Annotated in this window: 11 protein-coding genes; all 11 read right to left on the reverse strand. The window is 70.9% G+C overall.

Features of this window, described 5'->3' with window-relative positions; all coding sequences use genetic code 11:
- Positions 1-27: 27 nt before the first annotated feature.
- Positions 28-1,221: a hypothetical protein gene (locus H5J26_RS01480; protein ID WP_181763783.1), complete on the reverse strand. Its 1,194-nt coding sequence runs from the start codon at positions 1,219-1,221 to the stop codon at positions 28-30.
- Between the two features lie 13 nt (positions 1,222-1,234).
- On the reverse strand, positions 1,235-1,657 hold the full coding sequence (locus H5J26_RS01485; protein ID WP_309237737.1) for a limonene-1,2-epoxide hydrolase family protein: 423 nt from the start codon (positions 1,655-1,657) through the stop codon (positions 1,235-1,237).
- Positions 1,658-1,659: 2 nt separating this feature from the next.
- Complete coding sequence (locus H5J26_RS01490; RefSeq protein WP_181763784.1) at positions 1,660-3,468, reverse strand: FAD-dependent monooxygenase; 1,809 nt, start codon at positions 3,466-3,468, stop codon at positions 1,660-1,662.
- An 11-nt stretch (positions 3,469-3,479) separates the two neighbouring features.
- Entirely contained in the window at positions 3,480-4,643 is a 1,164-nt protein-coding gene (locus H5J26_RS01495; RefSeq protein ID WP_181763785.1) for an NAD(P)/FAD-dependent oxidoreductase, read from the reverse strand.
- Entirely contained in the window at positions 4,640-4,900 is a 261-nt protein-coding gene (locus H5J26_RS01500) for a ferredoxin (RefSeq protein WP_419183743.1), read from the reverse strand. Before H5J26_RS01500 ends, H5J26_RS01495 begins: the two co-directional genes overlap by 4 nt.
- Positions 4,894-6,087 carry a cytochrome P450 gene (locus tag H5J26_RS01505; protein ID WP_181763786.1) on the reverse strand — a complete coding sequence of 398 codons (1,194 nt, stop codon included), beginning with the start codon at positions 6,085-6,087 and terminating at the stop codon, positions 4,894-4,896. Before H5J26_RS01505 ends, H5J26_RS01500 begins: the two co-directional genes overlap by 7 nt.
- A gap of 68 nt (positions 6,088-6,155) precedes the next feature.
- Positions 6,156-7,181 carry a polyprenyl synthetase family protein gene (locus H5J26_RS01510; protein ID WP_181763787.1) on the reverse strand — a complete coding sequence of 342 codons (1,026 nt, stop codon included), beginning with the start codon at positions 7,179-7,181 and terminating at the stop codon, positions 6,156-6,158.
- Positions 7,182-7,323: 142 nt separating this feature from the next.
- On the reverse strand, positions 7,324-8,697 hold the full coding sequence (locus tag H5J26_RS01515; protein WP_181763788.1) for an NAD(P)/FAD-dependent oxidoreductase: 1,374 nt from the start codon (positions 8,695-8,697) through the stop codon (positions 7,324-7,326).
- 10 nt (positions 8,698-8,707) lie between these two features.
- The gene (locus tag H5J26_RS01520) at positions 8,708-9,316 is read right to left on the reverse strand and encodes a tryptophan 2,3-dioxygenase family protein (RefSeq protein ID WP_181763789.1); all 609 of its coding nucleotides are present in this window, start codon (positions 9,314-9,316) and stop codon (positions 8,708-8,710) included.
- Positions 9,317-9,344: 28 nt separating this feature from the next.
- Complete coding sequence (locus H5J26_RS01525) at positions 9,345-10,334, reverse strand: polyprenyl synthetase family protein (protein ID WP_181763790.1); 990 nt, start codon at positions 10,332-10,334, stop codon at positions 9,345-9,347.
- Between the two features lie 35 nt (positions 10,335-10,369).
- On the reverse strand, positions 10,370-12,201 hold a 1,832-nt coding region (locus H5J26_RS01530), incomplete at its 5' end, for a helix-turn-helix transcriptional regulator (protein ID WP_235980185.1).

Genomic DNA, 12,201 nt, shown 5'->3' on the forward strand with positions numbered 1-12,201 from the left:
CGCGGGTGGATGAGGCGGAGGGGCCGCTCAGAGGCTGGGCACGATGCAGTCGAGGTCGAAGAAGGATCCGCCGTACAGCTCGTGCCCGACGTGCACGTTGAGCATCGCGTGCCGGGCCGCGGTGTTGGCGTCCCGCCAGTACTGCTCCAACAGGCAGGACTCGCTGAAGGCGGCGGCCCCGTGGGCCCACATCAGTTCGTCGAGGGCGACGGTCACGAGACTGACGGCCTGGCCCACATCGCCACGGATGCGGCGCAGTTCGCTCTCCGGCAGTGCCACCGCGGCCGCGGCCGCCTCGTCGATCACGTCCGCCGCCCGGTTGACGTGCATCTCGGCCGCGTCGATGGACAGTGCCGTCCGGCCGAGCGAGGAGACGAACGTCTGCGACTCGGGCCTGCTGCGGTAAGTCGTGGGCGCGATACCGCGTTTGGGCGCCTGATCGACCACGAAGGCACGCGCCGCCTGTCCGGCGCCGACCACGACCGACGCGCAGATGACAGCCATCGCCGCCACCGCGGGGGTACGCAGCAGCGGCGGCAGCGACACGTCGGTGGTGTTGCCACGGCCCAACTGCTGCTCCACCGGCAGGACTCGGTGCTCGGGGACGAAGGTCTCCCGGGCGACCGCGGTGTGGCTGCCGGTGCCGCGCATGCCGACCGTGTGCCAGGTGTCCTCGATCGTCAGGTCGGCGACCGGTACGAGGACCGACGCCATCTTCGGCGGCTCACCCTCGGCGACCGTCTCCTTGGCACCGAGTATCGCCCAGTCGTCGTGCAGGATTCCTGAGGAGTAGGGCCACTTGCCGGTGAGCAGGAAGCCGCCTTCGGCGCGCTCCACCTCGCCGAAGGCCGCGAAGATCGAGGCGAGTTTGACGCCGGGATCGTCTCCGAACACCTCGTCCTGCGTGCGGGCGGGGAACCTCGTCGCCAGCAGGTTCGACCCGTTGATGTTGTTCACCACCCAGGAGGTGGACGGGCAGTAGTGGGACAGGGCTTTGGTGACCTCGCTCAGGGTCCGTACGTCGGCCTCCAGACCCCCGTACGACTTCGCGGTCCACACCATGCCCACCTGGGACTCGTCGACGGCCCGTACGGAGGCGTCCGGCAGCCTGCGTGTCCGGTCGCCCTCGGCGACTCCGTCCGCGAGCACGGGGCCGATGGCGTGCACTCGTTCCAGCAGCTCCGCGCGCAGGCCCTTCTCCTCCGTCTGCGAGTTCGTCATGCGGCCTCCGTCCTCAGTCCCCTGCCTCGGAGATCAGGTTGGTGATGTCGAAGTAGTCGCGCCAGGAGCTGATGCGGCTGTCCCGGATCTCGAAGGCCGCCATCACCTTCAGGTTCTTCGCGATGGGGGAACCGTCCGTGCGGAGCATGTTCTCCACCCGCTCGGCCAGCACCGTCTCTCCGGTGGTGGCCATGTGCAGGAATCCGACCTCCAGTTGGGCGAGGTCGGACGGCATGAGCTCCATGATCTGGGCCTTGCCCCGGCAGAGCGGGGACCCGGGGTTCTCCCACACGCAGTCTTCGGTCAGGAAGTCCTCGACGGCGGACCTGACGTCGTCCGGCGTGGGGCCCATCCGGGCCAGGAAGTCGCGCACCAAGCGCTCGCCGTCCCGGGCTCGCTCGCCTGAGTGCCCGTGTTCGGGCTCGACAACGGACACGGTCAGCTCCCTGTGGTGGTGACGTGGTGGCCGAGCACCGCGCGCAGTGCCGAGCCGAGTTCAGCCTCTGCCTGCGGGCCGCCTCGCACAGTTCGCCAGGCGACGTGGTTGTCCGGACGGACCACCACCGCCCCGTCCTGCCTCACTCCGCGCAGCGCGGCCCAGTCACCGTCGGCGTCGAGGTAGTCGTCCGGGCCGGGGTCATCGCTGACGGACACGACGGTCAGCTCGACTCTGCAGTCGTCCGCGAGCCGCTTTGCCGTGCGCCGCCAGCCGTCCGCGGCCGGGCCGGTGATCAGCACGAATCCGCCGCCGCTGCCCACCAGGTCGTGGGTGCTGACGCGGTCTTCGCCGCTTGCCAGCCAGGCGTGCGGAAGCCGGTGCCCGGGGCGGGTGACGGGGTGGTACGCGGAGCCCATCGGGTCGCGCGGCGGAGGCCGGGTGCCGTCGGGAACAAGGGCGCCGTTCTCGTAGTGGAAGCCGACCTCGATGTCGTGGGCCTGGTATTCCATGCGCTGGGTCCTGAAGACCTCCGCGGTCCTGGCCCGCCGGGTCTCGCCGATGGGTGTGTCGGCGAAGAGGGCGTCGAAGTTGGCCTGGGTGACCTCGTTCGGCTGACCGGGCATCAGGCCGAGGCCGGCGTGGAGCACCCCGTGGTTGCGGAAGGAGAACATCGCCCAGTCCACGGTCCGTCGGGCGACGGGGAGCCGTTCGGATTCGTAGGAGTCCAGGAGTGCGCTGTCGGCCGCGCCGGACAGCACGGCCTGGAGCTTCCACGCGGTGTTGTGCGCGTCCTGGATCGCGGTGTTCAGGCCGAGCCCGGTGGCCGGGGGCTGGCGGTGTGCGGCGTCCCCGGCCAGGAAGACCCTGCCCACGCGGAAGGTCCGCGCGACCACGGCCTCCGGCTGGTACCGGCTGACCTGGTGCACGGTGACGTCCAGGTCCGGGAGTTTGAGCAGCTCCCGTACCCGGTCGCCTGCGGCCTGCTCACTGACGTCCAGATCGATGCTCGGAGGGAGGTGGAAGTGGAGCGCCCACTCCTCGGAGGCCAGGCCCCAGTGCGGGCCCATGGCGACCATGCCGTACCGGGAGACGGGTCCGCCGTCCGGACTCACGAAGTTGGTGATCAGCACCTTGTCGCCGCTCCACCAGCGCGACAGGTCGGCGCTGAAGTGCACGGAGACGACGTTCCAGGCGCCGCCGTCACCGTCCATCGTGACGCCGAGCGCGTCCGCAATGCTGCGGCCCCCGTCGGCACCCAGCAGATAGCGCGCGCGAACGGTGCTGGTCTCGCCCGTGGTCCGGTCGGTCACACGGGCGGTCACACCCTCCGGGTCCTGGCTGAAGCCGTCCATCACGTGGTGGAAGCACACCCTGCCGGGGGCACGCCGCTCCGCGTGCTCACGCAGCACCGGCTCCAGCCGGTGCTGCGGCAGGTTCGTCGAGGGACAGGGGCTGTCGTCCGCATACGGACCGGCTGTCGCACCGCCGCCGAAGGAGTCCATCCTGTGCAGGTCCCGGGCGTCGAGCGGGCCGTCGCCCGCCAGCGAGGTGCGCCAGGCGACCTCGCTCATGTTCGCCAGCGGCGTGCTCAGCTCGTACACGTCCTCGGCCATGCCGTGCTGCCGGAAGATCTCCATGGTGCGCTGGTTGAGGTAATGGGCCCGGGGCAGCACCGAGGTCGACTCGCGTCGCTCGACCAGCAGGTGTTCCACTCCCAGGTCCGACAGGAAGACCGAGGCGGAGAGCCCGCAGCCTCCGCCGCCGACCACGAGGACCGGCACTTCCATGTCGTGCTCCGCTTGGGCCATCGGTGTTCCTTTCAGTGCACCTGGCTGCCGTCGACGAGGAGTTGGCGCGCCTTGCGCAGCCCTCGCGCGCTGTTCCAGCCGACGATGCCGACGGTGCGCTCGCCGGCCTCTGCGACGGCGACGAACTTCCGGGAGTCCGGGGCTCGTTCGATCACCCGTATCCGGTCGGCCTCGGCGGGATGGCCGAGCACCTGCATCCGTATCCCGTGCTGGTCGGTCCAGAAGTAGGGCACCGGCAGGTAGGGCCGGTCGGCGCCCAGAATGTTGTCGGCCACCGCGAGTGCCTGCTCGGTGGCGTTGGAGCGGTTCTCCAGCCGGATGTGGCGCCCCTGCCCCTCGTGCCACCAGCGCGCGACGTCTCCGACGGCGTAGACGTGTCGGGCTGCCCGGCACCGCGCGTCGCACACGACGCCGTCGTCCAGGGTGAGTCCGCTGCCCTCCAGCCAGTCCGTCGCAGGCGTCGATCCCACGGCGGCCACCACCACGTCGGCCTCGACGGGCCCCTTCGAGGTGAGCACTCCGGCGATCCGGCCGTCCGAGAGGACAGGGCCCTCGGCCTCGGTCGCCGACATCACCAAGATGCCGTGGTCGCGATGGAGTTCGGCCAGCATCCGGCCGATCTCCTGGCCGACCTGGCCCGCCATCGGCACCGGAGCGGGGTCGATCACCGTCACATCGAGGCCGAGCCGGCAGCCGGCCGCGGCGATCTCGCAGCCGAGCACCCCGCCGCCGATCACGGCCAGCCGCCGTGCGTCGGCCAGTTCGGCGCGCAACCGTCCGGTGTCCTCGAGGGTACGCACCGTGTGCACCCCGGGCGGTTCTATGAACGGAGCCAGCCGACGGGGTTTCAGCCCGGTCGCGATCACCAGGTCGCCGTAGGGCAGCAGCGTCCCGTCGTCGAGGGTGACTTCGCGGCGGGCGGTGTCGGCCGAAACGGCCCGCCGGCCGAGCAGCAACTCGATGTCGAGGGCCGCCAGATGGGCCGGCGGGCGCAGCACTGTGCGTTCGGCGTCCCAGTCGCCCGTCAGCACCTGCTTGGACAACGGCGGCCGGTCGTACGGCGGATGGGGCTCGGCACCCACGAGCCGGACCGAGCCGCTGAAGCCCCGTCTGCGCAGCGACTCGGCGGTGGCCAGACCCGCCGCCGAGGCGCCGATCACGAGCACGTCGCTCATGCCGGACCGTCGCGTTCCTGGAGGATGATGGCGGCGGAGGGGCACAGCAGCGCTGCCTCCCGGACCCGCTCGTGCTCGTCCTCCGGCGGAGCGTCGTCGAGCAGGTCCACCACGCCGTCGTCGTCCCGCTGGTCGAAGACTTCGGGTGCGCTCGTCACGCAATGCCCCGCAGCGACGCATCGCGGTTCGTCCACCTCGACCTTCATGACCACTTCGATCTCCTCCTTCCTGGGCTGTGCTGCTGCGCCGACTACCACGTCACCGGAAGCTTGTTCACCGCGAAGACGAGTGAGGTGGTCCGGTAGTCGATCTCTTCTTCGGGAACGCCGAGGGCGAGTGCCGGGAACCTGTTGAACAGGGCCGGCAGCGCCACCCGCAGTTCCGCGCGGGCCAGTTGCTGGCCCAGGCACTGGTGGGATCCGTAGCCGAAGGTGACGTGCGGCACCGGCGTCCTGCGCACGTCGAGGACGTCGAGGTCGCCCTCGGCGCCGGGGATCTCGCGGTTGGCGACGAGCAGCGACGTGACGACGCGCTCGCCCTTGTTGATCTCCTGGCCGCCCACGACCATGTCCTCCCCGGCTTCGCGGGGCAGGGCTATCGCCGGCGAGCAGTACCGCAGCAGTTCCTCCACGGCGTCGTCGACGGCGTCCGGATCGTCGCGGACCACGGCGAGTTGGTCCGGGTTCTGCAGCAGCAGCGCGACTGAGGACGAGAGCATGCTGGCGGTCGTCTCGTGCCCGGCGACCAGGAGCATGTTGCCGATGCCGATCAGCTCGTCCTCGCTCAACTGGTCGCCGAAGTCGCGGACCACGGTGCCGAGCAGGTTGTCACCGGGGCTGCGTCGGTGGGAGGCGACGAGCCGGCCCATGTACTCGTCCATCTCGCCGAGGTTGGCTATCTGCTCCTCGCGGGTCGTGTTGACGTCCAGGCCGATCTTGGCGCGGCGCTGGAAGCCTTCCCTGTCCTCATAGGGCACGCCCAGCAGTTCGCAGATGACCAGTGTCGGGATGGGCGTGCTGAACTCGTGCACGATGTCGGCGCCCCGGCCGGCCGCCTCCAGGGCGTCCAGGCGTGACTCCACGATCTCCTCGATCTTCGAGGTGAGGGAACGGATCCGCTTGATCGTGAAGGCGCTTGTGAGCATCCGCCGCAGCCGCCGGTGATCGGCGCCGTTGTAGTTCAGCAGGTTGCCCGGCTGGTTCATCATGGTGCGCGGCTGTTCCGGGTCGAAGACGAACCCCATCTGGAGCCGGGGGTCGCTCATCGCCTCCTTGGCGTCCTGGAAGCGGGTCAGCTCGACCGCCTCGAACTCGCCCATGATCGGGCTCGGAACGGGGACCCGGGGCAGCTCCTCCTGCTTCTGCAGCTCGTAGAGCTCGTCGGCGGGGTTGAAGGGGCATTCGGCGTCGCGTGCGGAGAACGGAAGTGCCTTGGGTTCGGGCATGGCGTTGAACTCTCTGTCCGTGGACTGCAGTTGCGGTGGGGCGGCCTGGGCCAGGGGTGACGCGGTGGTCAGAACTGCCTGCCGACGACGAACTCGGCGACTTCGAGGAACTCCCCGCGTGCGTCTTCCGCAACTTCCGGGAGGGCCAGGCTCTGTTCGGCCGCGGCGGTCTGGCGGGCCGCCTCGGCCCGGGCCCAGTCCCGTCCGCCGGCACGTTCCACGAGATCCGTGACATGACGTACGTCGTCCTCGTCGAACGGCTTCGAGCGGAAGTAGAGGGCGCGCAGTTCGTCCGCGTCGGGTGCGTTCAGCGCGGCCACGACGGGCAGCGACTTCTTGCGGACTCGCACGTCGGCGCCGACTTGTTTCCCGGTGACCTCCGGTGTGCCCCAGATGCCGAGCAGGTCGTCGACGAGTTGGAAGGCGAGACCGAGGTGCTCCCCGAACGCCGAGAGCCTGTCGACGAGTTCGGGGTCCGCGCCGACCAGGTCCGCGCCGAGCGAGCAGGCGCAGCCGAGCAGCGCACCGGTCTTGTCGCCGGCCATCTGCAGGCATTCGTCCAGCGTCACGTCCTCGCGGCGTTCGAAGTCGAGATCGCTGCACTGTCCGTTGATCATCCGCTGGGTGCCGGCCATCAGCGACGCGGTCGCGGAGCGTGCGCCCGCGGCCTCCGATTCCAGCAGCGCGGATGTCGCCGCGGTCACCATCGCGTCGCCGCCCAGGATCGCCGGGGGCACGCCGAAGACCGTCCAGGCGGTCTCCCGGCCGCGGCGGGTCGCGTCGCCGTCCATGATGTCGTCGTGCAGGAGCGAGAAGTTGTGCACGAGTTCCACGGCGACCGCGGCGGGGATGCCGTCCGCGGCCGTGGCGTGCGCGGCCCTCGCGGAGAGCAGGACCAGGTTCGGGCGGACGAGCTTGCCGCCCCAGGAGCCGGTCGGCCTGCCTTCGCAGTCGCCCCAGCCCAGGTGGTATTCGGCGACGCGGCCCATCTCCGGGCCGAGGTGACGCCGGATCGCGTCCCGCAGGGCGGGTACGAGGAGTTCGCGGCCCGTGTCGAAAGCAGCGGGCAGGTTGAGGATCGATGTCGTCGTCATAGGCGTCGTCACCCTTCTCCGGGAGTGTTCGGGGACGGGCGGCGAGCCGGCCTTGGCCGGTCCGCACGCGGACGGGCTGTCGAATTGGCGTGTCGCATGGGATGAGGTCCCGGGGTCGGTGCGGTGGTGGTAGCGGTGGTGGTCATGGCGTGGGCAGGTCTCTCGGGGTGGGCACCGGGGAGCGCAGCAGGACGCGGCGCAGCACCCGCGGTGAAGTGACCAGGGTGCGAGGCGGGGTGAGCAGGAACAGGACGTCGCGGTTGGCGGTGCACACCACGGGGTCGGACGCCACATGGGCGCGCAGGCGGTCGAGATACCGGGTCAGCAGCCGCACCGCGCGGCCGCTTCTCAGCGCGTTGCCGGTGGCTCCCGGCATGCTGCTGTCCGCACCGGTGGCGACCTCCCAGGCGAAGTCGGAGGAGCGCAGCACCGCGCGTTGCAGGTCGTGGGTCGAAGGGGTGCGCCCGCCGCTGAGCGCCCGGGCGAGCGCGACGGCGTTCAGGGCGGCGACCGACACGCCCTGCCCGTAGACGGGGTTGAGGGCACAGGCCGCGTCGCCCACGACAAGCAAGCCGGTGAAGTCCGGGGCGAGACGCTCGTAGTGGCTGCGCCGGTTCATGGTGCGCCGGTAGCCGACCGGGCGGCTGACCGGGTGCGCGGTGCTGAGCCATTTGTGCGGTGCGGGGTGGGGAAGCCTGCTCGCGAAGTCGACGAAGCCTGCGGGGTCGGTGGGCGGCGGCTGGTCCGGGGGCCCGGAAAGGGTGACCATCCAGCGGTCGTTCTCGGCGGGCAGGATGATCGTGCCGAGTGGCTGGACGGCCTCCGGGACGAGGTAGAAGCCCCTGATGTCCGCGGGCGGGGGGTCGCCGGTGAAGACTGCCGTGGCGTAGGCCCGTCCCGTGTCCAGGACGTCCTCCTCGGGTGGTGCCGCCCCGAGTTCGGACAGCCACGCGGGGGTGCGGCTGCCGCGGCCGGTGGCGTCGACGACGAGATCGGCGGGCAGCCTCCGCCGGGCCTGGGGATCACCGCCCCGGTCGCGCACCATGACCCCGGTGACGCGCGCCGCCGTGCCGAGCAGCCCCGTCACTTCGGTCGAGGTGCGTACCTCGATCCCGGGCCTGGCCATGACGTGTTCGCGGATGCGGTGCTCCAGAAAGGGGCGGGAGGGGGTCATGACGGGCGCCGACGGGTTGCGGCGGGAGATCCACTGTCCGGCCTGCCAGACGCCGAGGTCTCCGGGCACCGCGAGCCAGGGGGCGCCGGCGTCGCGCAGCTCGGGCAGCAGCTCGGGAAGGAGTTCGCCCAGCGCGTTGATTCCGCTGGCCAGCAGGACGTGGGTGTGGCGTGACTGGGGCACACCGGACCGGGGTTCGGGGCCGTCCTCGTAGTGGTCACGCTCGAGAATCGTCACCCGGTCCGCGCGAGGAGCCAGGGCCAGGGCGGTCAGCAGCCCCGCCACGCTGCCACCCGTCACGACGACGTGGCCGAGCGTGATGCCGGGAGATTGTGCGCGCATGTGCCGCCCCTCAGGATCGCGTCCGCTGCCCGGCGACGGTGACCCGGTCGCCGTTGTCCGGTGCCAGGTCGCGCAGCCGGTCGCGCAGGAAGCTGACTCCCCCGGTCTCGCCGCTGCCCGGCAGGCTGCCGATCATGTGCTCGACCAGTTCCAGGTGCGTGTGGCGCCAGCGCTGTACGGCGTCGCGCAGCTCGTCCAGTTGCCGGGGCCGCACCGGCCGGTCGCCCCCGCCGGGCGCGGTCAGACGCTCGGTCAGTCGGAACAACTCGTTGAACTGTGTGGACTGCACCCCGCTGGCCGTCCCGAACCGGTCCCGGAAGTTGTGGAAGTCCTCGCGCCTGAGCGTGCGCCGCAGCAGCGTCAACTGCCCGTCCAGGCTGTCGATCAGCCGGATCGCCCGCTCCGCCCGGTAGGTGTGGCAGCTCTGTACGCAGCGGCCCGCCTCGAGGTGCCGCAGATCGACGAGGACCTGGCTGAGCAGGGTTTCGGACGCCTGGTGCACGACGATGAAGAGGCGTTCGCTGTCACTCAGGTCCTGCTGCTCGGCGGGCGTCATCGGCCGCTGGAGCGACAGGAGTTCGTCCAAGTGCAGGTAGGTCGCATAGGTCGTGTCGGTCATGGGATCGACCTCCTCGGGTGAGACCGCGTCAGACCAGCCGGCCGGGTACGGCGAGTTCCGCGAGTGCGTCCCGGTGCTCGCTGGGCGGGAGTTCCTCCAGCGCCGTCGAGGCGGTCTGCACGTGCTGGTACGAGGTGTCGCGGGATGCCGGGACCCCGTCGTAGGCGTGCACGAGTTCCGACATGGCCTCGTACCGCTCCTCGGCCGGTGTGACGGTGTCGGCGAGCAACTGCTCGATCTCCCGCTGCTCCCGCTTCGGGGCTCGGGCGTGGGCGATGAGCACGGGCAGTGTCGGTCGGCCGTTGCGTACATCGGAGATGTGCGGCTTGCCCGCGTGGGTGCCGTCGTAGGCCATCAGGTCGTCTCGTATCTGGTACGCGATGCCCAGCTGGTCGCTGTAGTCGCTGAGCGCCTTGATGGCAGTGTCGTCGCCACCGCCGAGAGTGCCGCCCACTCCGCACGCCATCCACAGAAGGGCGCCGCTCTTGTCCCTGATCATGTCGAGGTAGGTCTCGACATGGCAGATGGCACGGCTCATCCGGATCTCCTCGATGGCCGCGCTTCCGATCCGCAGACCTGCCCGGGACAGCACGGTGAGCGCCGCAGCGACCCGTTCGGCGGGCGCGCCCGCCTCGTGGCACTCGGCGAGGGCGGCGAAGCCGTGGAAGAAGAGTCCGTCGCCGCCGACGATCGCCGTCGGCTCCCCGAACACGGCGTGCGCGGCGGGTTTCGCGCGTCGTTGCCCGTCGTGGTCGATGATGTCGTCGTGCATCATCGCGCCGACCTGCACGCACTCCAGCGCCACCGCGGCGGGCAGCGTGGTCTTCGTGTCACCCCCCACCGCGAGGCTGGACCGGATGGCGAGCCAGGGCCCCATCATCTTGCCGAAGGGCACCAGGCCGAAGCGCACCACTTCGTCGAGGCCCGGAACACCACTCGGCCAACGGTCCTCCACCTCGGCCCGCAACAGCGTGGCGACCTCGGTGTCGGCGACCTGCGGCACATCGATGTCCGTCATGAACTCGACGCTAGGGACGCCTGCGTTGCTTGTCTTCACACGTCGGCGACGTGGGCCCGAGTGGGACCCTGGACTGGCATCTTTGATCCGGGCAGAGGCCCGATCCGTGTCCAGCCCGCCTCCTGGGGCAGCCGTCCTTCCAGGCTGGCGGCGGCGAGTTCGACGCGGGAGCGGCAGCCGGTGCGGGCGAACAGCCGGGTCAGGCAGTACTCCACGGTCTTCTCGCTGACCTGGAGTCGCAGTGCGATCTGACGGTTCGTCAGGCCGTTCTGGATCAGTTCGATGACGCGCCGCTCGGTGTCGGCCGGTTTCTGCCGCCGGCCCCGGGAGCGCGGCGCCGGCACCCCGCGTTCCCGGGTCACCGTACGGATGCGCTCAAGCAGCGCCGAAGCGCCGCAGCGGACGGCAAGTTCGTGGGCCTCGCGCAGCCATGGGCGCGGGTCGTCGGCGAACTGTGCGGCCGCGAGGCAGAACTCCACCAGGGACGGCAAGTCCCCCCTGCCGCGCGCCAGATCGGCCGCCACCTCGATGTGGACGGGGCCGCGGTCCATCAGGGAACGCGCCATGAACACGTCCTCCACCATGTGCGCCCAGGCGCCCTGGCGGTGGGTGTACTCGATCACCTCCAGCAGCGTCTCGGCAGCCACCTGGTCGTCGATGAACACAGCGGTCCGAATCGCGCGCATGAGCAGCAGGTCAAGGCCCGGGCGCCGTCCGGCCCTGGACAGCCAGCGGCAGGCACGGACGGCCAGCTGCACCGCGCGGTCGTCCTCGCCCATGCAGCTGAGCAGGCCGATTCTGGCCCAGGCGCGCAGGGCCGCGAACTTGGGCACCGGCGCGGCGTCGGCCAGCCATTCGGAGGCCTGCTGGAACTCACCGCGGGCGGCGCAGATGTCGGCCGCGAACAGCCGGGCGGGTTGGTGCACCAACGTCTGCCTGGCGCCGGAGAGTTCGAGCTCACGCACCGCGGACATCGCCTGAGACCAGTCGGCCTCGCTGTAACTCCGCACGACCCGGCTGTAGGTACCGAGCACGCCGCCGGCGGGCACGCGGTACCCGGCCCCGAACACGATCTTCGCCATGGTGGCCATGTCGATCACCGAGGCGGCCCTTTGCAGCCTCTCCAACTCCGGGGACGGCGCCCACCCGGCCCGCTGCCAGGCTCCCAGACAGCCGGCGGGGTCCTCGTCCAGCGCGCTGCGCATCACGTCGATGTGCTTGTTCGAGATCAACTCCGCACCGCCGTCGGGGACTTCGGGGCGGGACGGGGCGCTGCGGGCCGGCGGGGTGCTCGGAGCGGTCAGGACGGGTACGTCGGGTGCTCCCGCCACAGCAGGCGCACCAGCCGTGGACGACTCGGCCGGATCAGCCGCCGACGACTCGGCCGAAGCGGGCGCCTCAGTGGACCCCTCCTCGGCAGCGGCGGCAGGCGACCCCGTGGTCAGGGAGCCGCCGAACCACCACGCGGCGAAGCCGTTCCGCTCGTTGCCGAGAATCTGCTCGTCCAGGAGGGCCCGAACGGGTTCCTCGGGTGGGATTTCGCCCGTGTGCAGGGCGAGCAGACCGGCGGCGAGGCGGATGCGGGGCAGTGAGGCGGGCGTGCAGCCTTCCGCCGCGTATCGGGTGAGGGGTTCGCGCAGCAGGTCGTACTGGCCCGAGCGGGCCACCAGAGTGGTCAGGCGGGCGAGCGCATCGGTGTGTTCCGGTCCCCTGGCAGGTAGTTGGCGCAGCGCTGCCGCGCACCACAGCGCCGCACGTTCGGGCTGATCCGGTGCGGCGGCGTCGCCCAGCCCCAGCAGCCATCCGACCGCCTCCCCGTCGAGGGGGACGACCGAGCCGCCGCGCGCGAGGTGGTCGGCGAGCACTG

Source organism: Streptomyces albidus (ex Kaewkla and Franco 2022) (assembly GCF_013870515.1).
GTDB lineage: Bacteria > Actinomycetota > Actinomycetes > Streptomycetales > Streptomycetaceae > Streptomyces > Streptomyces albidus.

Coding starts and splice junctions, on each gene's coding strand:
- H5J26_RS01480 (WP_181763783.1), bottom strand. CDS start 1,221: ATGACGAACTCGCAGACGGAGGAGAAGGGCCTGCGCGCGGAGCTGCTG.
- H5J26_RS01520 (WP_181763789.1), bottom strand. CDS start 9,316: ATGACCGACACGACCTATGCGACCTACCTGCACTTGGACGAACTCCTG.
- H5J26_RS01490 (WP_181763784.1), bottom strand. CDS start 3,468: ATGGCCCAAGCGGAGCACGACATGGAAGTGCCGGTCCTCGTGGTCGGC.
- H5J26_RS01515 (WP_181763788.1), bottom strand. CDS start 8,697: ATGCGCGCACAATCTCCCGGCATCACGCTCGGCCACGTCGTCGTGACG.
- H5J26_RS01505 (WP_181763786.1), bottom strand. CDS start 6,087: ATGCCCGAACCCAAGGCACTTCCGTTCTCCGCACGCGACGCCGAATGC.
- H5J26_RS01495 (WP_181763785.1), bottom strand. CDS start 4,643: ATGAGCGACGTGCTCGTGATCGGCGCCTCGGCGGCGGGTCTGGCCACC.
- H5J26_RS01525 (WP_181763790.1), bottom strand. CDS start 10,334: ATGACGGACATCGATGTGCCGCAGGTCGCCGACACCGAGGTCGCCACG.
- H5J26_RS01510 (WP_181763787.1), bottom strand. CDS start 7,181: ATGACGACGACATCGATCCTCAACCTGCCCGCTGCTTTCGACACGGGC.